The organism is Methylosinus sp. H3A, from assembly GCF_015709455.1.
Lineage (GTDB): Bacteria > Pseudomonadota > Alphaproteobacteria > Rhizobiales > Beijerinckiaceae > Methylosinus.
The window spans coordinates 1,482,922-1,504,043 of the sequence record NZ_JADNQW010000005.1 but is presented as its reverse complement, the minus strand read 5'-3'; the positions used below and the strand labels follow the sequence as shown (position 1 = coordinate 1,504,043).

Here is a 21,122-nt window from a genome sequence, read left to right as displayed (position 1 = left end):
TGCCTGCTCCCCTCGGTTCAGATTGTTCAGAAGCGGTAGACGAAGTCGTTGCTGTTCACGACCGTATGCACGAGATCGACAAAGGCCGAGGCGCGCAGCGGATCGACGAAATGCGCCTTGGCGGTCACCGGCACGGCGATCGAGAGCTTGCCGTTCTCCGCCTTGGCGGCGATCGTCTTTTGATGCTGGTCGAGGAAGGCGTGCAGCGCCTTGACCTCCTGCTCGCTCGGCTTGCGGCCGAACAGCACGAGATAGAGCCGATCGAGCTGCGCGGCTTCATTGTCGCCGGCCTCCTCGATCACGCGGCCCGCGAGCGCCTGCGACCATTGGAAGATGAGATCGCTGTTGTAGAGCGTCAGCGCCTGCAGCGGCGTCGTCGTCACATCGCGCTTGCTGTGAATCTGCTGCGGATTCGCCATGTCGAAAGTTTCGAGCAGCGGATAGGGCAGGCTGCGCCGCGTGAAGATGTAGAGGCTGCGGCGTGTATAGTCCTGCGGATCCTTCGACGTCGTCCAGGCCGGATCGGTGTTGAAATTGCCGCCGCCGATGAGATTTGCGGGAATGGGAGGAAACACGCTCGGCCCGCCGATATGCTCGTTCAGCTTGCCGGACGCGACCAGGATCGAATCGCGAATCTCCTCCGCCTCGAGACGCTTGCGCGGGAAGACGGCGAGCAGCTTGTTCTCCGGATCGGCCTTGGCGACATCCTCCCGATAATCGGACGACTGGCGATAGGTCGCCGAGAGCAGAACGGAACGATGCAGATTCTTCACGCTCCAGCCGTCCTTCACGAAAGTGAAGGCGAGATGGTCGAGCAGCTCCTGATTGGTCGGCTTGTCGCCGGCCTTGCCGAAATCGCTGACCGTGCCGACGATACCCTTGCCGAAATATTGGTTCCACACGCGGTTGACGAAGACGCGCGCGGTGAGCGGATTCTTCTCGCTCACCAGCCAGTCGGCGAGCGCCGTGCGGCGGCCGGAGGAGGTCGCCGTCGGCTTGATGTCGGGAAGCTCGCTCGTCAGACCCTCCGGGAAGGCGGGCTGCACTTCGTCGAGCGGCTTCTCGTGATTGCCGACGAAGAGAATATGCGTGGGCGGCGCGTCGCTATGGCCGAGCTCGGTGGCGGCGGTGAAGGTCAGCGAGCCTTTGCTCGGGCGCTGCGCCTGGAACTTGCGGAGCTCCTGGGTGAGCTTTTGATACTCCTCCGCCTTTTTGACGATCTCTTCGCTGTGCTCCGGCGCGCTCTTGTCGTCGGCGGCGTAGCGCAGGAAGGCGGCGAGCGCATTGTCGTCGGTCACGGCCACGAGCCGGTGATTGACCCAGCGGTCCAGCGCGTTCCACTGATCCTTCGGCTTGAAGATCGAATCGCGGCTATCGGTCAGATAGCGCTCTTTGTGATATTTGAGCGCCGCCTCGCGGACCGAGTCGACGATCTCCTTCTGTCGCACGCGAATCGCCTTGGTCGCCTCGTTATAGGCGGCCTGGTCTTTCTCGAAATTGGCCTCGACTTCGCCCTTCTTGGCGGGCGCCTTCTCGTCGAAGGCGGTGTTGGCGAAGAAGGCCTGCAGCGAGAAATAGTCCTTCTGCGTGAATTTATCGGTCTTGTGATTGTGGCAGCGCGCGCAGCCGACCGTCGTGCCGAGGACCGCCTGGCCGACAGTGTCGACCATATCCGTCGTGATCTGATATTTGCGCTGCACCAGATCGCGCGAGTTGCTGTTGTCCGGATAGCCGGCGAGGAAGCCGGTCGCGACCAGCAGATCCTGATTGCCCGGCGCGATCTCGTCCGCCGCGAGCTGCTCGCGGATGAACTGGGAATAGGGCTTGTCCTCGCTGAACGACTTGATCACGTAATCGCGATACCGGAACATGTTCGGCCGCGTATTGTCGTTCTGGAAGCCGGTGCTGTCGGCGTAGCGCGCGAGATCGAGCCAAAAGCGCGCCTGACGCTCGCCGTAGCGCGGCGAGGCGAGCAGACGATCGATGAGCTTCTCATAAGCATCCGGGCTTCGATCGCCCTCGAAGGCGGCGACCTCGTCGGGAGTGGGAATGAGACCCCAGGCGTCCAGCGTCGCGCGGCGGATGAAAGTGGCGCGATCGGCTTCCGGCGAGGGAGCCAGCCCGCGCGCCTCGATCTTCGACAGCACGAAAGCGTCGAAGGACGAATGCGACCAATCCTTCTTCTGCACAGCGGGCGCGAAGGGCTGATAGACCGGCTGCCACGCCCAGTGCGGCTTGCTCGCGCGCGGCGATTCGACAGCGGCGGTCGGCGCCTTTTGTTCTTCGGCGATCGCGAGAGCCGCCGCGGAGGCGCTCAACATCATTGCGATCACGGATCTTTTGAAGGTCTTCGTCATGCCCGCAACCTCGTTTTTTCTCTGTATTGCCTATCGGCGTCATATGCTTACGAGAAGCGACCGCGTCCGACGACGCGCATAGCGCGCACGCATCTTCGTGGCTCTAGGGGGACTTTAAGCGACTATATTGATTAAGTCTACAAAGAAGATCAACTTATCGCCGGAAAAAAGCCGCGTCCGCCGCTGCCGGCGGCGATGCGAACTCCGCGCGGTAAGCGCAGCAAAATGCGCGCGGCGCGACGCCTTACGCGGAAATGCGCGGCGTGAGAGACGTCAAATTTCGTAGCAGAGCGCGACTTGCTCGGCGAGATCGCGCACATGGGCGAGCGAGCAATTGTCGAGGACGCCCGACAGCGCGCGCTGCGCATCCTGCATCACGAGACGCACGGCGCATTTTTCCACGTCGACGCAATCGTCGCAGGGCTGATAGCGCGTCTTGCTGGCGCAAGGGAGCGGCGCCAACGGACCGTCGAGCGCGCGAATGATATTGCCGACGGAGATCGTCTCGGCGGGGCGGGCGAGCGTATAGCCGCCGCCCTTGCCCATTTTCGAGCTCACATAGCCGAGATTGCGCAATTCGCAGAGAATCGCATCGAGAAATTTCTTCGGTATGCGCTGTGTGGTCGCGATCTCCTGGACCGGCACGGTGCGGCCCGGCTCGAATCGCGCCAGATAGGTCATGGCTTTGATGCCGTATTTGCCCTTCTTCGTCAGCACCGCGCCACCCCGTCTACAAAAACGGTAGACTATTGGCGGCGGCGCGGGAAGTCAATAAAGACGGTGGAGTTTATCCAGCTCTCAGAAAAAGCCGGCGCGTCCGCTCTGCAGGCGCAAGAGCGCGGCGACCAGCGCATCGACATCGGCGCATGTATTATAGAAGGCGAGCGACGGCCGCACGGTCGCCTCGAGGCCGAAGCGGCGCAAAATCGGCTGCGCGCAATGATGGCCGGCGCGCACGGCTATGCCCTCGCGGTCCAGCGCCTTGCCGACATCCTCGGTGCGATGGCCGTCGAGCACGAAGGAGAGCACGCTCGCCTTCTCCGCCGCCGTGCCGATGAAGGTGAGGCCCGGCACGATCCGCATCTTCTCGGTGGCGTAGAGGAGGAGATCGTGCTCGTAACGGGCGATCACCTCCATGCCGATCGACTCGACGTAATCGAGCGCGGCGCCGAGGCCGACGGCGTCAGCGATGTTTCCCGTGCCGGCCTCGAAGCGCTCGGGCGGGCCTTGATAGATCGTCTTCTCGAAGGTGACGTCGGCGATCATATTGCCGCCGCCCTGCCAGGGCGGCATGTCGGCGAGAACCTCGTCCTTGCCATAGACGACGCCGATTCCCGTCGGGCCGAAGACTTTATGGCCGGAAAAGACGAAGAAGTCGCAGTCGATCGACTGAACGTCGACCGGCATATGCGAGACCGATTGCGCGCCGTCGATCAGCACGCGCGCGCCATGGCGATGCGCCATCGCCGTGATCTCGCGCACCGGCGTCACCGTGCCGAGCGCATTGGAGACCTGCGTCACCGAGACGATTCGCGTCTTGGGATTCAGCAGCTTCTCATATTCCTCGAGGATGATCTGGCCGCGATCGTCCACCGGCGCGACGCGCAACCGCGCGCCCTTCTCGGCGCAGAGCTGCTGCCAGGGCACGATATTGGCATGGTGCTCCAACCAAGAGACGATGATCTCGTCGCCGGCCTGCACATTGCGGCGGCCCCAGGCCTGGGCGACGAGATTGATCGCCTCGGTCGCGCCGCGCACGAAGATGATGTCCTTGATCGACGGCGCCTTCAGGAAGCGGCGAACTTTTTCGCGCGCGGCCTCATAGGCGTCGGTCGAGCGCGCCGCCAGCGCATGGGCGGCGCGATGGATGTTGGAGTTCTCATATTCGTAGAAATGCGCGAGACGGTCGATGACGGCCTGCGGCTTTTGCGTCGTGGCCGCATTGTCAAGCCAGATCAGCGGCTTGCCATGCACCTGCTGTTGCAGAATGGGGAAGTCGCGCTTCACCGCATAAGGGTCGAAGGCGGCTCTGCTCGCCGGCGCGCTGGCGGCGAGCTGGGGCGCAAAACCCTGCGGCTCTTGCGGAGCCGCCGAAGGCGCGGCGGGGACGGCGCCGGCGCGGTCGAGGAAATAGAGCGAATCCGTCGCCGCGGGACCGGCTGCGCCGGGCGCGAAGCTGCGCTCCTGGCCGGAGATTTCCGGCAGGGCGACATTGGGCGTCCCCAGCGCGAGAGCGTCGGAGAGCCGATGCGGATCGGCTTCCGAGGGGCCGGAATAGGCGAAGCTCTCGGGCGCGGCCGCCGTTGTCTGCGGCGCGGCGTCGATGTCATAGCGATCGACGAGCGAGAGCGACGGGTCGGACGGAACCGAGCCCGGCGCCGCGCGCTCGCGCAGGAAATAGAGATTGTCGACCGGCGCGGCCTTCACGCCGCCCGGAACGGCGTCCGCATCATAGCCGCCATAGGGCGCCGGCGCCTGCACGGGCGCGGCGCCGCCATATTGCGCCAGCGAATTGGGAATGGCGGAATAATCGATCGCCGCCGCGGCAGGGCTGCCGGGGTCGAAAGCGCCGGCCGAGGCGCCCGGCTGCGGAACATCCGAGAGTCCATAGGGCGGAACCGCCGGCTGCAGGCCGACGGGCGCCGACGGAGCCGAGAGATTGGGAGTCGGCGCGATGGAGGGAATCGTCGTCGGCGGAACGTCTGGCGGCCCCAAGGGCGGGCGCGCGGGCGCATAGGGCGCGACGCTGGTGACGACGGAGGGCGCGGGCGGCTCGGGCTGCGTCGGCGGCACGATGGGCGCGCCGGGAGAGAGCGTCGCCGGCGAGTCATTGGCGGAAGCCTGCGGCGAGGCCTGGAAAAAAGCGTTGGCGAGGCGCGCGATCATGGCCGGATCGGGAAAGGCCGGCGCCGCATGGCGCGTCAGCGTCTCCTCGGAGGGCGCGTCCGGCGCGGTTGCGCCGAAGGCCGCGGAATTGGAGGGCGCAGATGACATGATCGCTCTCTCTCACATATTTTTAGAAAAGGCGCGCCGGCGGCGAATCTCCGCCGGCGCGAGCGGCTCTGGGCCGAAGGATCAGACGTATTTGTCGCCGTAATCGTGGAACTTGCCCACATCGACGCCCTCGAGCACGCCGAGCGCGTCATGCGTCAGCACGGCGGCCGAGCAATAGAGCGAGATGAGATAGGAGGCGATGGCCTTGCGGTTGATGCCCATGAAGCGCACCGAAAGGCTCGGCGCCACCTCACCGGGAATGCCCGGCTGGAACAGGCCGATCACGCCCTGCTTCTTCTCGCCCGTGCGCAGCAGCAGAATATTGGTCTTGCCGTTCTCGTCGATGAACAGCTTGTCGCTGGGCACCAGCGGCAGGCCGCGCCAGGTGATGAAGGGCGAGCCGAACAGAGTGACCGTCGGCGGCGGCACGCCGCGACGGGTGCATTCGCGCCCGAAGGCCGCGATGGCGCGCGGATGCGCGAGGAAGAAAGCCGGCTCCTTCCAGACCTTGGCGATGAGCTCGTCGAGATCGTCCGGCGTCGGCGCGCCCGTCCGCGTCCTGATCTTCATGGACGGATGGGCGTTGGCGAGCAGGCCGTATTCGGCGTTGTTGATGAGCTCGCTCTCCTGCTTCTCCTTGACCTTCTCCGTGAGCAGGCGGACCTGCTCCTGGATCTGATCGTAAGGATGGCTGTAGAGATCGGAGACGCGGGTCTGGACGTCGAGCACGGTCGTGACCGCATTCATCGAATATTCGCGCGGATGATCCTCGTAATCGACGAAGGTCTCCGGCAGATCGGCGTCGCGGTCGCGGGCCGGGCTGCAAGTCACGTCGGCGTCGGTGAGGGCGCCCTCCTCCTTGACGCGGTTCAGCCGGTAGATGCCGGCCTCGACGGGCGTCCAGGGCAGAAAGGACACGAGCCAGCGCGGCGTGATGCCCGACCACTGCGCTCTGGTCTTGGTCGCATTGGCGAGCTGGCGAGCCGCAGATTCGCTCAGCGTCCGCCGGACTTCGGGTTCGGTGGTCATGGGTTATTCCTCGGGCGGTTGAACGAAACGCCCGGCGTCCGCGAAGCTCTCGCCACGCGACGCCGATGAACGTCGGCCGTCATCGAAAAAAGCGCGGCGGACGAATCCGAACCGCGAGCAATAACTACAGACCGCCCCCCAGGAAATCAATAGTATTAAATGTAGAAAATTCTACTACTTTCAAATACATGCGTTTATTTATTCACTTACTATACGTCTACAAGAACCATATGCTGTGTGGTGTTCTCGCAGATCAGCTCTCGCCCGTCTCTACGCCGGCATAAGAGATGACGAGGAAGAACGTCGCCGGCGCCTCGCCGAGATTGCGGTAGCTGTGCGGCACATCGGCGAGGAAGTCGACGGCGTCGCCGGCCTCGAGCCTCACCGGCGGCTCCCGTCCCGCGACGATCTCGACCTCGCCCTGCGAGACGACCAGCGTCTCCTTCGCGCCCGGCGCATGCGCTTCGGCGCGCTCGATATGCAGCGGCGCGATGGTGACCTCGTAGAATTCGACCGATCTCGCGCTGTCATAGGGAAACAGAGGACGGGAGAGGAAATTGCCGTCCTGCGAGCCGATCACCCGCGGACTGGTCTTGCGCATGACGAGCACGCCGCTGCGCTCCTGCGAGGCGACGAGGCTTCCGAAGGGAACGCCGATCGCATTGGCGACACGCCACAGATGCGCGATCGTCGGCGCCTTCGATCCCGCGACGATCGACCGCAAATCCTCTATGTCGACGCCGCTCAGCTCGGCGACGCGCTCCAGCGTGCGGCCCTTGCGCGTGATCAATCGCTCGAGCCGCCGCGCGACTGTTTCGGCGAGGCGCTCCGAACTTTCGGCGTCATTGCTGGGCGGCTCCGCGCCGGACGATCGTCTGGATCTACTCATCGACAAGTCCTATTTTCTAAATATTTTTTAATCTGCCGCATCGCCCTCGGTCAAGAATTATGACGGGCTCCCGACGTTTCCTCGCGAGACGCGACCTATTCGCCACACTCCGGATTTTTCGTTCTTTTTATTGTCTTTCTGGAGAAAAGTTCATGCGCTCCGCCTCGCCGATGCGACGGAATTCGTCCGCGCTTCATACTCGAGCGCAGCGCTTGACTACTAATTAATTCTATAACATTGATCGATTTATCATCCCGTTCGGGATGGTCCGCCAGAATTTTGCCTTCCCTGGAGAGACTATGCCGCCGAAAATTCTCGCTTCCATGGTCGCCGCCGGCGTCCTCGCCGCGACACTGGCTCCGGCCCATGCCGAGCTCGTCACGCAAAAAATCCTGTCCACGCCGGTCGCGCTCGCCATCGCGCAGACCGCCTATGACGTGTGTTTTCAGCAGGGCTATCGCATTTCGGTGACCGTCGTCGGCAATGAGGGCCAGATCCTCGTCGCCATTCGCGGCGACGGCTCCTCGCCGCATACTTTCGAGAACAGTCACCGCAAGGCCTACACCTCGCGCACCTTCCGCACGCCGTCGGGCGAATTCGCGCAGCGGGTGAAGGACAATCCGACGCTCAGCGCCGTGCATCTCGCCAATGTGATCGCGGCGCAGGGCGCTCTGCCGATCAAGGTCGGCGATGTGGTCGTCGGCGGCGTCGGCGTCTCCGGCGCGCCGGGCGGCGACAAGGACGAAGCCTGCGCCAAGGCCGGCATCGAGAAAGTCGCCGACCAGCTCAAATAAAACGACGGACCGGAGAGCCGCTCATCCGAGCGGCTCTCTTTTCCGAGTGAGATAAAACGAGAGCCGCTCGTCCGAGCGGCTCTCCTGCTCAATCCACCGGCAGACGCAGACGTATCTCGTCGACGAAAGCCGCGAGGCAGCGTTTCACCGTGTCGAATTGCGAGGTGGTGGGCGCCATCGCTATGCCATGCACGCCGAACTCCTCGTTCAGACTGTTCACCCGATCCGCGACCTCCTTGAAGCTGCCGACCAGCGACATGGATAAAAGCGCCTGCGGATCGAGCGCTTCGCCCTCTGGGCGCGCAGCATTGGCCTTGGCGCAATAATCCTCGAGGTAGGGCGTCGCGATCGACACGGCCTCGTCGCGCTCCTGCGTCGCAAAACCAAATCGCGCCAGCACCAGGCGCGGATCGGCGCCGGGAGCCTCGTCGCGATAAACGCCGAGAATGCGATGCAGCTCGTCATTCGTGCAGGTCGCCGAAGCCATGAGCCCATAGCCCTTGCGCGCAGCCAAGCGGATCGTGCTCTCTTCCGTCGTCGCGATCCAGGTCGGAATTTTCTGCTCCGGCCGTGGTGAGAGGCTCAGCTTCTCCACCTGGAAATATTTGCCCTTATGCGTGACCTCGCTCTCCAACAGCAGGCGCTCGACGAGCTCCAGCGCCTCCAGGCCGCGCTCGTTGGCCTCCTCGGGCGCGACGCCGAAATTGACCGTCTGCTTGGGAAAATCGGCGCCGCTGGCGACGCCGAAGCTGAACCGGCCCTTGGTCAAGAGATCGATGCTGGCGACATCTTCCGCGAGCTGGATGGGATCGCGCAGCGCCGGCAGAAAGGACGCCGAGCCGATGCGCGCCCGCATGGTGACGCCGGCCGCATAGCCGAGCATGACCGAGCAGGCGCCGCTCGGAAAATGATCGTCGAAATGACGTTCGCCGAACCAGATGTCGTCGAAGCGCATGCGCTCGGCTTCGCGCACCAATATGAGCTGGCGCGTCAATGCGCGGGCCGCCTCCAAGGTCGGATTGTCGAACAGGCACAGGTAACCAAAACGCGGATTCATCGCGCCGCTCCAGCTGGCCCGGCCAGGCGCCGGGGAAATCGAGCGAAGTCCTGCAACAACCGAGCCGCCCGTGCGAAAACCCCGATTTTTATGCGCGGAACTGCGGGATTCCGCCGCGCGGGCGGTTTCGCCCACGCCTTCGACGCGAGACGCGCGTCGGAAATGCGACAACGCCCGGGACGACACCCACGATGACGCCCGCCCGAGCCTGCGCCTCTTGTATCCTCTTCACAGCGCAACCATAATCCCGCCCCGATCAGGGGCGGCGCGCTTTCGCGCAAACGCCATTCGCTGAGAAGGGGTCTCCTCGTGGAGCAAGACACGACGACCGGCGCATCCGCGCCGACGCGCAATTTTTTCGCCCGCAAGAGCGTAGACGAAATTCTCGCCGAAAATCATCTCGCGGAAGGCGGCAATTTCGCGCGCGCGCTCGGGCCCGTCTCGCTCACCGCGCTCGGCATAGGCGGCATCATCGGCGCCGGCATTTTCGTGCTCACCGGCACGGTGGCGGCGAAATTCGCCGGCCCCGGCGTCGTCATCTCCTTCGCGCTCGCCGGGCTCGCCTGCGCCTTCGTCGCGCTCTGCTATTCCGAGCTCGCGGCGCTCATCCCCGTCTCGGGCAGCGCCTACACCTACACTTATGCGACGCTCGGCGAGATATTCGCCTGGATCATCGGTTGGGATCTGGTGCTGGAATATGGCCTCGGCGCCGCCACTGTCGCCGTCGGATGGGCCGGCTATTTCAACCGGGTGCTGCATGGAATAGGGATAGATTTGCCGCCGCAATGGACGACGGCCTATTTCGCCGAGCCGGGCCATGCGGGCGCCGCGGCCGGCCATGGCTTCTTCAATCTGCCGGCGGCGCTGGTGATATTGGCGCTCTCTCTGCTGCTCGCGCGCGGCACGCGCGAATCGTCGCTGTTCAATAATTTCATCGTCTTCGTGAAGCTCGGCGTGGTGCTGATCGTCATCGTTTTCGGCGTCTCCTATATCGACACCGCGCATTGGACGCCCTTCGTGCCCGAGAACACCGGCGAATTCGGCCATTTCGGCTGGAGCGGCGTGCTGCGCGGCGCCTCTGTGGTGTTCTTCTCCTATATCGGCTTCGACGCCGTCTCGACGGCGGCGCAGGAGGCCAAGCTGCCGCAGCGCGACGTGCCGATCGGCATTATCGGCTCGCTGGCCATCTGCACGCTTCTGTTCATCGGCGTCGCCGGCGTGGCGACGGGCGTCGTCTCCTACACGACGCTGAATGTGCCGGACCCGATCGCCGTGGCGATGGACGCCACCGGCGCCGGCTGGATGGCCTGGGTGGTCAAGATCGGCGCGCTCGCGGGCCTCACCACCGTCATTCTCGCGCTGCTCTTCGGCCAGACGCGCGTCTTCTACTCCATGGCGCGCGACGGAATGCTGCCTGCGGTCTTCGCGCGGCTGCACTCGGTCTGGAAGACGCCCGCGATCAGCCAGATCGTCGTCGGCCTGCTGGTGGCGATCGCCGCCGGCCTCTTCCCCATCGAAATTCTCGACGAGATGGTGTCGATCGGCACTCTATCGGCTTTCGCGCTCGTCTGCGGCGCGGTGCTCTATTTGCGCCGCAACAATCCCGAGCTGCATCGGCCCTTCCGCGCGCCGGGCATTCCGTGGGTGCCGATTTGCGGAATTTTCTCCTGTCTCGCGCTGATGGCGGCACTGCCGATCGAAACCTGGATCCGGCTTTTCGTCTGGATGGCGGCCGGCCTGGCGCTCTACTATTTCTACGGCAGCTTGCGCACGCGCCGCAGGTGATTGCGTGATCGCGCCGGCCATACACTGGTTTCGGCGCGATCTGCGGCTCGCCGACAATCCCGCCCTGAGCGCGGCCGTCGCCTCCGGCGCGCCGCTGATCCCCTTGTTCATTCTCGATACGGCCGAGGGCGGCGATTGGCGGCTCGGCGGCGCCTCGCGCTGGTGGCTGCACGAGAGCCTTTCCGCGCTCTCGGGCGAGCTGAAGCGCCTCGGCGCGCCGCTGACGCTGCGCCGCGGGGAAGCCGCATCCGAGCTCCTGCGCCTCATCGAGGAAACGGGCGCCTCCGCGGTCTATTGGAGCCGCATCTACGAGCCCTGGGCCATGGCGCGCGATGCACGGATCGAAGCGGCGCTGCGCGAGCGCGGCGTCACGGCGCAGAGCTTCGCCGGCGCGCTGCTCGCCGAGCCGGGTTCGGTCCGCAACGCCGAGGGACGGCCCTTCCGCGTCTTCACGCCCTTTTGGCGCGCGCTCACGGAAAGGCTGCAGCCTGCCCCGGTCCTGCCCGCGCCCAAACGCCTGCCCGCGCCAAAACGCCTGCGCGCCGGCCCCGCTCCGGCGAGCGAGCGGCTCGAGGATCGGCGCCTCCAGCCGAAGGCGCCCGATTGGGCCGCGGGCCTGCGCGAGAGCTGGCGGCCGGGCGAAGCGGCGGCGCAACGGCGGCTCGAGGATTTCCTGGCGGACGGAGTCGATGCCTACGACCGCCTGCGGGATTTTCCGGCCGAGGACGGCGCCTCGCGCCTCTCGCCTCATCTCCACTGGGGCGAGATTTCGCCGTTGCAAATCTGGCGCGCGGCCGCCGCCGCGCCCGAGGAGGGGCGCCGGGCCTTTCTACGCGAGCTCGGCTGGCGGGAATTTTGCCACCATTTGCTCGCCGCCCATCCCGAAATGCCGGACGCGCCGCTCGATCCCGCCTTCGCGCGCTTTCCCTGGGCGAGCGACGCACGCGCTCTCGCCGCCTGGCAAAAGGGCGAGACCGGCTATCCGCTGGTCGACGCCGCCATGCGCCAGCTCTGGCGCACGGGCTTCATGCATAATCGCCTGCGCATGGTCGCGGCCTCTTTTCTGGTGAAGCATCTGCTGCTGCCCTGGCGCGAAGGCGAACGCTGGTTCTGGGACACGCTGGTCGACGCCGATCTCGCGAATAACTCCGGCAATTGGCAGTGGGTGGCCGGCTGCGGAGCCGACGCCGCGCCTTATTTCCGCATCTTCAATCCGGTGCTGCAGGGTGAGAAATTCGACGCCGAAGGAGCCTTCGTGCGCCGCTTCGTCCCGGCGCTCGCGCGCCTCGACGCCAAATACATTCACAAGCCCTGGGCCGCGCCCGAACGCGCGCTCCGCGAAGCGGGCGTCGTGCTCGGCGAGACCTATCCGCGCCCGATCGTCGATCACGCGGCGGCGCGCCAGCGCGCGCTCGCGGCTTTCGCGACGATCCGCGTCTGAGGCGCCCGTTCGCGCAGCCGGGAATTTCTATCTCCCTTCCCTCTGGGTCGGATTCCCTCTAAACAGCCGGGCCATGATCTGGCTCCTCTTCGCTCTCCTGACCGGCGCCGCAGTGATGAGCGTATTGTGGCCGCTCGCGCGCAAAAGCGACGCCGGCGACGCCTCGGCCTCCGACATCGCCTTTTTCGAGGAGCAGATCACCGAGATCGACCGCGAGAGCGCCGAGGGGCGCCTCGCCGCGACGGACGCCGAGACCGCGCGAACGGAAGCCGCCCGCCGCCTGCTGCGCGCCCGTGGCGCGGCCACGAGCGCGGCCTCCTCCTCCCGCCGCAATGCGCTGGTCGCGGCGGCCGGCGCGATCCTGCTGATCCCCGCCATCGCTCTGCTGCTCTACGGAAAGCTCGGCCGTCCGGAGTTGGCCGACGCCTCACTCGAGGCGCGGCTCGAGGCCAAGCCCGGCCATAGCGACATTGCGAGCGCGGTGGCGCGGATAGAGGCGCATCTCGCCGAGCATCCGGAGGATGGGCGCGGCTATGAGGTGATCGCGCCATTCTATCTGCGCAACGGCCGCGCCGCCGATGCCGCGGCCGCCTTTGAAAAGGCGCTGCGCCTGCTGGGGCCGACGCCGCATCGCCACAATGCGCTGGGCGAAGCGCGCGTGCTCGCCTCGCAAGGCCGCGTGACGCCCGAGGCCATACAATCATTCGAGGCGGCGCTGGCGCTCGACCCGAAATCCGCCATGGCGCGCTTCTACATCGGCCTCGAGGCGGCGCAGAACGGCGAGCGCGAAAAGGCCGACAATGTCTGGTCCGAGCTGCTCGCCGACGGAGCCGCCGACGCAGCATGGCGCCCGCGCGTCGAGGCGCTGCTCGCGCAATTGCGCGGCGCGCCGGCGGCCGAGGCGCCGCAAGCGAGCGAGGAAGGCGCGAAGATCGCCGCAATGCCCGAGGGCCCGCGGCTGGACGCCATTCGCTCCATGGTCGAGCGGCTGCGCGGCAAGCTCGAGCAGGATGGCGCGGATGTCGATGGCTGGCTGCGGCTCATCCGCGCCTATAGCGTGCTGGCCGAGACCGAAAAAGCGAAGACCGCGCTGGACGGCGCCCGCAAGGCGCTGCAGCAGGACAAGGACGGGCTCGCCCGCGTCGACGCTCTGGCGCATGAACTGGGCGTAGGAGGATGACGGAATGACTCGCAAGGGCAAGAGGCTCGCGCTCATCTCCGGCGCGCTCGCGGTTCTGGCGGCGGCCGTCGGCCTCGTGCTGTTCGCGCTGCGCGACAATATCGTGTTTTTCTATTCGCCCGCCGAGCTCGCGCAAAAGCATGTCTCGCCGGGAGCCAGGCTGCGCATCGGCGGCCTGGTGAAAGAAGGCACGGTCGCGCGCGGCGAGGATCGCAATGTCGCCTTCACCGTCACCGACAAGACCGCCGATCTGCGCGTGAGCTACAAGGGCCTGCTGCCCGATCTCTTCCGCGAGGGTCAGGGCGTCGTCGTCGACGGAACGCTCGGCGCCGACGGCGCCTTCCGCGCCGACAGCGTGCTGGCCAAGCACGACGAACGCTACATGCCGCGCGAGGTCGCCGATGCGCTGAAGAAGCAAGGCGTGTGGCAGGGCGCAGGAGGAGAGGCCAAGAAATGATCGTCGAGACCGGCCATTTCGCGCTCGTCCTGGCTCTGGCCCTGGCGCTGGCGCAGGCGATTCTTCCCTTCGCCGGCGCGCGTCTGCGCGATGTTTCGCTGATGCGCGTCGCCCGCCCCGTGGCGGTCGCGCAATTCCTTCTCGTCGCCTTCGCCTATGGCGCGCTCACTTACGCGCATGTCGTCTCGGATTTCTCGCTCGTCAATGTGATCGAGAATTCGCATTCGCTGAAGCCGATGATCTATAAAATCTCCGGCGTCTGGGGCAATCACGAAGGCTCCATGCTGCTGTGGGTGCTGGTTCTGGCCGCTTGCGGCGCGGCCATCGCCCTGCTCTCGCGCGCCATGCCGGATCTGCTGCGCGCCGACACGCTCGCCGTGCAGGGGCTGATGGGCGCGGCCTTTCTGGCCTTCATCCTGCTGACGTCCAATCCTTTCGCGCGCGTCGCCGATCCGCCGTGGCAAGGCCGCGACCTCAATCCCATTCTGCAAGACCCCGGCCTCGCCATTCATCCGCCGCTGCTCTATCTCGGCTATGTCGGCTTCTCGATCGTCTTCTCCTTCGCTGCGGCGGCGCTGATCGGCGGACGCATCGACGCCGCCTGGGCGCGCTTCGTGCGGCCGTGGACGCTCGCCGCCTGGATCTTCCTCACGCTCGGCATCGCGATGGGCTCCTATTGGGCCTATTACACGCTCGGCTGGGGCGGCTTCTGGTTCTGGGATCCGGTCGAGAACGCGTCGCTGATGCCCTGGCTCGCCGGCACGGCGCTGCTGCATTGCGCCGCTGTGATGGAGAAGCGCGAAGCGCTCAAAGTCTGGACGATCTTTCTGTCCATTCTCGCCTTCTCGCTGTCCCTGCTCGGCACCTTCCTGGTGCGATCGGGCGTGCTCACCTCCGTGCATGCTTTCGCCAGCGATCCCGAGCGCGGCGTGTTCATTCTCGCCATTCTCGTTTTCTTCATCGGCGGCGCGCTGGCGCTGTTCGCCTTGCGCGCGAGCGCATTGCCGACGGGCGGGCTCTTCGCGCCGATCTCGCGCGAGGGCGCGCTGGTCGTCAATAATCTGCTGCTGACGGTGGTCTGCTTCGTCGTCGTTTTCGGCACGCTCTATCCGCTGGCGACAGACGCGATGGGTCTAAAAATCTCAGTCGGCGCGCCGTTTTACAATATCGTCCTGATTCCGTTCGCTTTGCCGCTCATTCTGCTGATGCCGATCGGCCAGATGCTCGCCTGGAAGCGCGGCGATCTCGTCGGCGCGCTGCAACGCCTGCGCGCAGCTTTCGCGGCCGGCGTCGTCGCGCTGGCGGGTTTCGGCGCGCTCTATGGCGCGCCCGTCCTCTCTGTGGTCTCGGCCGGTCTCGCCGTCTATCTCGTCATCGGCGCCTTCACCGACATCGCGCAGCGCGCGACGCTCGGCAATGCGCTCGCGCGTTTGCGCGGCCTGCCGCTCTCGGCCTGGGGAACCGCCGTCGCCCATGCCGGCATGGGGCTCACCCTGCTCGGCCTCGCCGCGACGGGCTGGGGCGTCGAGCAGATCGTCGCCATGAAACCCGGCGTCGCCTATGAGGTCGGGCCTTACCAGATCGCGATCGAGGACATCGCCTCGCGCGCCGGCCCCAATTACACGGAGACCTATGCGGTGATGGCGCTGCGCAAAGGCGCCGAGACGATCGCGCGCATAGAGCCGGCGAAGCGCTTCTATCAAGCGCGGCGCATGGCGCGCACCGAGGCGGGCATCGTCACGCTCGGCTTCGGACAGGTCTATGCGGCGCTCGGCGAGCAGCATGAGGACGGAACGCTGGATGCGCGGCTCTATTACAAGCCGCTGGTGCTGCTGATCTGGCTCGGCGCCGTGGTGATGGCGCTCGGCGGCGGCCTCTCGCTGGCGGATCGGCGTCTGCGCATCGGCGTCGCCTCCCGCGCCCGCGCGGCGGCGCAAGCGCAGGCGGCGGAATGATGGGAATGTTGCGTCAACTCGCCGTTCTCCCCTTCTCCCGCCTGCGGGAGAAGGCGCCACGCGAATGCGCGGCGAATGAGGGCTTCGGCGCGGGCCCTCACCCGTCTCGACTTCGTCGAGCCACCCTCTCCCGCGCACGGGAGAGGGGAGCCGCGCACATCGTCGTCGCCCTTCTGTCGAGCATTACCCCCGCCTTCGCCGTCGAGCCCTCCGAGCTCCTCGCCGATCCCAAGCTCGAAGCGCGCGCCCGCGCCATCGCCAGCGAATTGCGCTGTCTCGTCTGCCAGAATCAGTCGATCGACGATTCCGACGCGCCTCTCGCCAAGGATTTGCGCGTCATCGTGCGCGAGAGGCTGAAAGACGGCGCGAGCGACGCCCAAGTGCGCGACTATGTCGTTGCGCGCTACGGCGATTTCGTGCTGCTGCGTCCGCCCGTCAAGCCGGAGACGCTGCTGCTCTGGGCCGCGCCCGCGATCGCTCTCCTCGGCGGCGCATGGGCGATCTACGCCGCGGTGCGACGCGACCGGCGACGCACCGGCGCGCTCGCGCTGACGGAGGAAGAACGCGCGCAATTGCAGGCGCTCGGGGTGGAGCCCCCTCCCACAGCCTCCTCCGCCGACGCGGGAGAGGGAAGCGGCAAAGGCTCCGCGAACCCGCCGTGAAGCGCCGAGTCTAACCCCCTCCGCCGCGAAGCGCGGGAGCGCCGGAGTGGGGGCATGTCGCCGCCCCTCGAATCGCGCTAGACTCGCCGCATGGAAAAGCCGAGCTATTACGAATTCTTCGCTGGCGGCGGCATGGCGCGCGCCGGGCTCGGCTCGGGCTGGCGATGCCTCTTCGCCAATGATTTCGACCTGAAAAAATGCGAGACCTATCGCGCCAATTGGGGCGGCGAAGAGCTCTTTCCCGGCGATGTGCGCAAGGTGACGACCGCCGATCTGCCCGGCCGCGCCGATCTCGTCTGGGCCTCCTTCCCTTGCCAGGATCTCTCGCTCGCCGGCGCCGGCGCGGGGTTGAAGGGCGAGCGCTCGGGAAGCTTCTGGCCGTTTTTCGACATCGTCAAAAAGCTGCGCAAAGAGGGACGCCATCCGCCGCTGCTGGTTCTGGAGAATGTCTGCGGCGCGCTGACCTCGCATGGCGGTGAGGATTTTACGGCCATCTGCCGCGCGCTCGGCGGCGAGAACTATCGCTTCGGCGCGCTGGTCATAGATGCGGCGCTCTTCGTGCCGCAATCGCGTCCGCGCCTGTTCATCGTCGCTCTGCAGGGCGATATCGCGCCATCGTCCGAATTGACGGCGACGGAGCCCTCTCCGCTCTGGCATACGCGCGCATTGACCGCCGCGCATGAGCGCCTGCCGCGCGCGCTGCGCGAAAAATGGATATGGTGGCGGCTCGCTGCGCCCGCCGCGCGCAACATCGGCCTCGCGGAGGTCATCGACGATGCGCCGCAAGGCGTCGCCTGGCACAAGAGCGAGGAGACTCGAGCGTTGCTCGCCAAGATGAGCGACGTCAATCGCGCTAAAGTAGAAGCCGCGAAAGCCTCCGGGCGACGCATGGTCGGCGCGCTCTATCGGCGCACGCGCTACGGCGTGGGTGGCGAGAAAATCCAGCGCGCCGAGGCGCGTTTCGACGATCTCGCCGGCTGCCTGCGCACGCCAACCGGCGGCTCCAGCCGACAATTCGTGTTGCTCGTCGAGAAGGGGCGCGTGCGCTCGCGGCTGATCTCGGCGCGCGAGACGGCGCGGCTGATGGGCCTGCCCGAAGATTACCTGCTGCCGCGCAATTATAACGAGGCCTATCATCTGACGGGCGACGGCGTCGTCGCGCCCGTGGCGCGGCATCTCGCGGCGCAGATTCTCGAGCCGCTGCTCGAAGCTTCGCGCGGCCTCACCAGAGCCGCCGCCTGAGGCCCCCATGGCCGAAGACCCCGCCCGACGCTCCGCCGTGATGCGCGCCGTAAAGTCGCGCAACACCTCTCCCGAAATCGCAGTGCGCACGATGTTGCGCGGCTTCGCGCCGCATTACCGGCTGCATCGCAAAGATGTGCCCGGCAATCCCGACATCGCCTATGTGGGGAGAAAACGCGCCATCTTCGTGCATGGCTGTTTCTGGCATGGGCATGATTGCGCGCGCGGCGCGCGGCAGCCGAAAACCAACGCCGATTATTGGCGCGCCAAAATCGCCCGCAATCGCGCCCGCGACATTGCGCATCAGGAGAGGCTCGCCGCGCTCGGCTGGCGCGCGCTCGTCGTGTGGGAATGCGAGCTGAAGGACCGCGCGACGCTGGAAGCGAAGCTGCGGGACTTTTTGAGTGAGTAGTGAGTCGGCGGTCGTGCGTGGACGACTGAGTCGCATCACCGAATGTGAAGGGCGCTCGAGCCCCCTCCCCGACCCTCCCCCGCTTCGCGGGAGAGGGCGCAGATTCGGCGCTTCATCAAAGGTTCGCGAGACGTCGAAGACTCCCTCTCCCGCGAATCGGGGGAACGAGAGGACGGGGGCCTCGAATCAGTCCTTGGCGCGCTCGACGTAAGAGCCGTCTTCCGTCTGGATGACGATGCGCGTGCCGGCCTGGATGTGCGGCGGCACCATCACGCGGGCGCCGTTGGAGGCGATCGCGGGCTTGTAGGAAGACGAGGCCGTCTGGCCCTTCATCGCCGGCTCGGTCTCGGTGATCTCGAGCGTGACGCGCGCGGGAAGCTGGATTCCGACCGCCACGCCATTGAACAGCGAGAGGATGCAGACCATGCCCTCCTGCAGCCATTGGGCCTGATCGCCGATCACATCCTTGGGCACGATGACCTGGTCATAGGTCGCGGTGTTCATGAAGGTGAAGCCGTCGTCGTCGCCGAAGAGATAGCTGAAATCCTGATCCTCGACGAAGGCGCGCTCGACCTGCTCTGTCGTCTTGTAGCGGTCGGCGACCTTCACCCCGTCGGCGAGGCGGCGCATGTCGATCTGCGTCGTCGGCGTGCCCTTGCCGGGGAAGAAGCTCTCGGCCTTCAGAACGACATAGAGATGGCCGTCCTCCTTCTCGATGATATTGCCCTTTCGGATCGAACTGGCGATGACTTTCACGATTTTTCATCCTCGATTGCTGGCCGCGCGCGGCGGGTCTATGAACGCCTCAGACCCTTTTCCGATCGAAACGGATCGGAAAAGGGTCTAATTTGCAGTGGAGCGAGTTCTGATCGCTCGAACGGTCACGTTCGAGCGGAAAGCGCTCTTGAAGGCTCGATCCGCGCGTCATGCGCGGAACCCGGCCGCCGCCCTCGAACCTTTGAACGGCTCGACGAATGACGCGAGTGTCGCCCTGGTGGGCCCGGGATGTTTACGCCGATCGCAAGCCATTTCTCAAGGCTCGCGCGAAAATCGCCGCCGCCCTGCGGCAGTTTTTCCTCCGCGAGGGCTTTGCCGAGGTCGAGACGGCGGCGCTCCAGCTCTCGCCCGGCAATGAGACGCATATCAGCGCCTTCGGCGTCGATCTGGTCTCGGACGCGGGGGAGGCGAGCCGGCTCTATCTCCATACATCGCCGGAGTTTTCCTGCAAAAAGCTGCTGGCGGCGGGGGAGGAGCGCATCTTCACCTTCGCCCGCGTGTTCCGCAATGGCGAGCGCAGCGCCCTGCACCATCCGGAATTCACCATGCTGGAGTGGTATCGGGCGAATGAGCCGCCCGAGCGGCTGATGGAGGATTGCGCCGGCCTGCTCGCCGCCGCCGCCGAGGCCCTGGGCGTGGAGCGATTCGCCTATCGGGGCGCGAGCGTCGATCCTTATGAGGAGCCGGAGGCGATCTCCTGCCGCGAGGCCTTCGACCGCTATGCGGGCATAGACCTCGCCGCGCTGATCGGCGACCGCGACGGCCTCGCCCGCGCCGCCGAGCGGGACGGGATTCGGGTCGCGGCGGACGATGACTGGTCGGACCTCTTCAGCAAAATTCTCTCCGAGAAGGTGGAGCCGCAGCTCGGCCGGGCGCGGGCGACGCTGCTCTGCGACTATCCGGCGAGCGAGGCGGCGCTGGCCCGGCCCAAGGCGGAAGACCCCCGTTTCGCCGAGCGCTTCGAGCTTTTCGCCTGCGGGGTGGAGCTCGCCAACGGCTTCGGCGAGCTGACCGACCCCGCCGAGCAGCGCCGTCGCTTCACGGAGCAGATGGAAAAGCGCGCCCGCATCTATGGCGACCGCTATCCGATCGACGAGGATTTTCTGGCGGCGCTGGCCCATATGCCGCCGGCGAGCGGGGTGGCGCTCGGCTTCGATCGGCTCGTCATGCTGGCGAGCGGGGCGGAGCGCATCGAGCAAGTGTTGTGGACGCCTGTGGCGGAGACGGGGACGCCGCTCTGACGGTTTTCATACAGCTGGACTGCGAATCTGAGCAAAAAATGAAAGAAACACAGCACACTTTAAAGAGCATCCACCTTGCGAATGAGCGGGCGGTATGGGTGCGTGAGCCGGAGCATAGGGCCACGAACGTGACGGTGTTTCTGGATGCGGAGCTTTACCGAGACCGTGTTGGCGCGACATCGATCATCGACGCCCTAAACTCCAAGGGTGACATTGATAGTTCACTTTTTGTCTTTGTCTCAATGGAGAGCGCCGCATCCAGGTGGGTGGAGTGCCCCTGCTATCCTCCGTTCGCTCAGTTCATAGAAGAAGAATTATTCCCGTGGCTGGAGAGAGCCTATCTCAGGGCGCACGAAGCCCAGGAGCGCGTGATCGCGGGTCTTAGCTATACCGGTTTGGCCGCGGCTTATGTCTCTATGATGAATCCGTCCCGATTCACGAAGGTGATCGCCCAGTCCGGCTCATTCTGGTCAAACGATTGTTGGATTATCGATTATTTTGAGAAACTTGATCCCAAGCCAAAAACAGAATTTTACCTGGATGTGGGTCTTCAAGAGACGCAGGAAAACGTTCTGCACAAAGAGGATGTTTTGCAGGCAGTCTCCCAGATCGAAGCGGTGAAGAGATTTCGAGACGCATTGCTGCGACACGGCTACCAACCTCGTTATGTCGAATTCGATGGAGGTCACGATTTCGCAGCATGGAGCCATACGCTGCCAGATGCGCTGCGATGGGCTCTGCCTTCTACGAGGAACGAGCCCGACCCAGCGAATGCAGCAGAGCTGCATCGCTGACGGCCTCCGCTGAAGGGCTGCTTTCGGAAAGCATCAACGACCGCTTCGTGTCAAAA

General features: G+C 65.5%; 18 protein-coding genes. 11 read left to right on the top strand and 7 right to left on the bottom strand.

Going from position 1 to position 21,122, the window contains the following annotated elements; genetic code table 11:
- Nucleotides 1-26: 26 nt before the first annotated feature.
- The 5 genes from IY145_RS10045 to IY145_RS10025 form a co-directional block, all read right to left on the bottom strand.
- Nucleotides 27-2,357, bottom strand: coding sequence for a DUF1549 and DUF1553 domain-containing protein (locus tag IY145_RS10045; protein ID WP_196408081.1), 2,331 nt, complete (start codon nucleotides 2,355-2,357; stop codon nucleotides 27-29).
- 273 nt (nucleotides 2,358-2,630) lie between these two features.
- Entirely contained in the window at nucleotides 2,631-3,074 is a 444-nt protein-coding gene (locus IY145_RS10040) for an Rrf2 family transcriptional regulator (RefSeq protein WP_196408080.1), read from the bottom strand.
- 81 nt (nucleotides 3,075-3,155) lie between these two features.
- Complete coding sequence (locus IY145_RS10035) at nucleotides 3,156-5,351, bottom strand: family 2A encapsulin nanocompartment cargo protein cysteine desulfurase (protein WP_196408079.1); 2,196 nt, start codon at nucleotides 5,349-5,351, stop codon at nucleotides 3,156-3,158.
- An 81-nt stretch (nucleotides 5,352-5,432) separates the two neighbouring features.
- Complete coding sequence (locus IY145_RS10030) at nucleotides 5,433-6,380, bottom strand: family 2A encapsulin nanocompartment shell protein (protein ID WP_196408078.1); 948 nt, start codon at nucleotides 6,378-6,380, stop codon at nucleotides 5,433-5,435.
- A gap of 253 nt (nucleotides 6,381-6,633) precedes the next feature.
- Nucleotides 6,634-7,269, bottom strand: a complete 636-nt coding sequence (locus tag IY145_RS10025) for a helix-turn-helix domain-containing protein (protein ID WP_196408077.1) — start codon at nucleotides 7,267-7,269, stop codon at nucleotides 6,634-6,636.
- Nucleotides 7,270-7,568: 299 nt separating this feature from the next.
- Here IY145_RS10025 and IY145_RS10020 point away from each other — a divergent pair, with 299 nt between their 5' ends.
- The gene (locus tag IY145_RS10020) at nucleotides 7,569-8,063 is read left to right on the top strand and encodes a heme-binding protein (protein ID WP_196408076.1); all 495 of its coding nucleotides are present in this window, start codon (nucleotides 7,569-7,571) and stop codon (nucleotides 8,061-8,063) included.
- Nucleotides 8,064-8,151: 88 nt separating this feature from the next.
- Here IY145_RS10020 and IY145_RS10015 read toward each other — a convergent pair whose 3' ends face one another.
- Nucleotides 8,152-9,120: an LLM class flavin-dependent oxidoreductase gene (locus tag IY145_RS10015; RefSeq protein WP_246721933.1), complete on the bottom strand. Its 969-nt coding sequence runs from the start codon at nucleotides 9,118-9,120 to the stop codon at nucleotides 8,152-8,154.
- A gap of 309 nt (nucleotides 9,121-9,429) precedes the next feature.
- Here IY145_RS10015 and IY145_RS10010 point away from each other — a divergent pair, with 309 nt between their 5' ends.
- The 8 genes from IY145_RS10010 to IY145_RS09975 all read left to right on the top strand — a co-directional run bounded on the left by IY145_RS10010 (nucleotide 9,430) and on the right by IY145_RS09975 (nucleotide 18,254).
- Complete coding sequence (locus IY145_RS10010) at nucleotides 9,430-10,905, top strand: amino acid permease (RefSeq protein ID WP_196408074.1); 1,476 nt, start codon at nucleotides 9,430-9,432, stop codon at nucleotides 10,903-10,905.
- Nucleotides 10,906-10,909: 4 nt separating this feature from the next.
- Entirely contained in the window at nucleotides 10,910-12,346 is a 1,437-nt protein-coding gene (locus tag IY145_RS10005) for a deoxyribodipyrimidine photo-lyase (RefSeq protein WP_196408073.1), read from the top strand.
- A gap of 73 nt (nucleotides 12,347-12,419) precedes the next feature.
- Nucleotides 12,420-13,526, top strand: coding sequence for a c-type cytochrome biogenesis protein CcmI (gene ccmI, locus IY145_RS10000; RefSeq protein WP_196408072.1), 1,107 nt, complete (start codon nucleotides 12,420-12,422; stop codon nucleotides 13,524-13,526).
- A gap of 4 nt (nucleotides 13,527-13,530) precedes the next feature.
- Nucleotides 13,531-13,983 (top strand): cytochrome c maturation protein CcmE, encoded by a 453-nt coding sequence (gene ccmE / locus IY145_RS09995; protein ID WP_196408071.1) that lies wholly within the window; start codon nucleotides 13,531-13,533, stop codon nucleotides 13,981-13,983.
- Nucleotides 13,980-15,938: a heme lyase CcmF/NrfE family subunit gene (locus tag IY145_RS09990; RefSeq protein ID WP_196408070.1), complete on the top strand. Its 1,959-nt coding sequence runs from the start codon at nucleotides 13,980-13,982 to the stop codon at nucleotides 15,936-15,938. The genes ccmE and IY145_RS09990 overlap by 4 nt, the downstream gene beginning before the upstream one ends.
- Nucleotides 15,939-16,096: 158 nt before the next feature.
- Nucleotides 16,097-16,600, top strand: coding sequence for a cytochrome c-type biogenesis protein (locus IY145_RS09985; protein WP_312030631.1), 504 nt, complete (start codon nucleotides 16,097-16,099; stop codon nucleotides 16,598-16,600).
- 90 nt (nucleotides 16,601-16,690) lie between these two features.
- On the top strand, nucleotides 16,691-17,842 hold the full coding sequence (locus tag IY145_RS09980; protein WP_196408068.1) for a DNA cytosine methyltransferase: 1,152 nt from the start codon (nucleotides 16,691-16,693) through the stop codon (nucleotides 17,840-17,842).
- Nucleotides 17,843-17,849: 7 nt separating this feature from the next.
- On the top strand, nucleotides 17,850-18,254 hold the full coding sequence (locus tag IY145_RS09975; protein WP_196408067.1) for a very short patch repair endonuclease: 405 nt from the start codon (nucleotides 17,850-17,852) through the stop codon (nucleotides 18,252-18,254).
- Nucleotides 18,255-18,440: 186 nt separating this feature from the next.
- Here IY145_RS09975 and efp read toward each other — a convergent pair whose 3' ends face one another.
- Nucleotides 18,441-19,013, bottom strand: a complete 573-nt coding sequence (gene efp / locus IY145_RS09970; RefSeq protein WP_196410485.1) for an elongation factor P — start codon at nucleotides 19,011-19,013, stop codon at nucleotides 18,441-18,443.
- Nucleotides 19,014-19,228: 215 nt separating this feature from the next.
- Here efp and epmA point away from each other — a divergent pair, with 215 nt between their 5' ends.
- Both epmA and IY145_RS09960 read left to right on the top strand, forming a co-directional pair.
- On the top strand, nucleotides 19,229-20,272 hold the full coding sequence (gene epmA, locus IY145_RS09965; protein WP_196408066.1) for an EF-P lysine aminoacylase EpmA: 1,044 nt from the start codon (nucleotides 19,229-19,231) through the stop codon (nucleotides 20,270-20,272).
- A gap of 38 nt (nucleotides 20,273-20,310) precedes the next feature.
- Nucleotides 20,311-21,066, top strand: a complete 756-nt coding sequence (locus tag IY145_RS09960; RefSeq protein ID WP_196408065.1) for an esterase family protein — start codon at nucleotides 20,311-20,313, stop codon at nucleotides 21,064-21,066.
- Nucleotides 21,067-21,122: the final 56 nt, after the last annotated feature.

Bases quoted from the DNA above. Each gene is read 5' to 3' on its own strand.
- IY145_RS10045 (WP_196408081.1), bottom strand. From the start codon at position 2,357: ATGACGAAGACCTTCAAAAGATCCGTGATCGCAATGATGTTGAGCGCC.
- IY145_RS10035 (WP_196408079.1), bottom strand. From the start codon at position 5,351: ATGTCATCTGCGCCCTCCAATTCCGCGGCCTTCGGCGCAACCGCGCCG.
- IY145_RS10030 (WP_196408078.1), bottom strand. From the start codon at position 6,380: ATGACCACCGAACCCGAAGTCCGGCGGACGCTGAGCGAATCTGCGGCT.
- IY145_RS10025 (WP_196408077.1), bottom strand. From the start codon at position 7,269: ATGAGTAGATCCAGACGATCGTCCGGCGCGGAGCCGCCCAGCAATGAC.
- IY145_RS10020 (WP_196408076.1), top strand. From the start codon at position 7,569: ATGCCGCCGAAAATTCTCGCTTCCATGGTCGCCGCCGGCGTCCTCGCC.
- IY145_RS10015 (WP_246721933.1), bottom strand. From the start codon at position 9,120: ATGAATCCGCGTTTTGGTTACCTGTGCCTGTTCGACAATCCGACCTTG.
- ccmI (WP_196408072.1), top strand. From the start codon at position 12,420: ATGATCTGGCTCCTCTTCGCTCTCCTGACCGGCGCCGCAGTGATGAGC.
- ccmE (WP_196408071.1), top strand. From the start codon at position 13,531: ATGACTCGCAAGGGCAAGAGGCTCGCGCTCATCTCCGGCGCGCTCGCG.
- IY145_RS09990 (WP_196408070.1), top strand. From the start codon at position 13,980: ATGATCGTCGAGACCGGCCATTTCGCGCTCGTCCTGGCTCTGGCCCTG.
- IY145_RS09980 (WP_196408068.1), top strand. From the start codon at position 16,691: ATGGAAAAGCCGAGCTATTACGAATTCTTCGCTGGCGGCGGCATGGCG.
- IY145_RS09975 (WP_196408067.1), top strand. From the start codon at position 17,850: ATGGCCGAAGACCCCGCCCGACGCTCCGCCGTGATGCGCGCCGTAAAG.
- epmA (WP_196408066.1), top strand. From the start codon at position 19,229: ATGACGCGAGTGTCGCCCTGGTGGGCCCGGGATGTTTACGCCGATCGC.
- IY145_RS09960 (WP_196408065.1), top strand. From the start codon at position 20,311: ATGAAAGAAACACAGCACACTTTAAAGAGCATCCACCTTGCGAATGAG.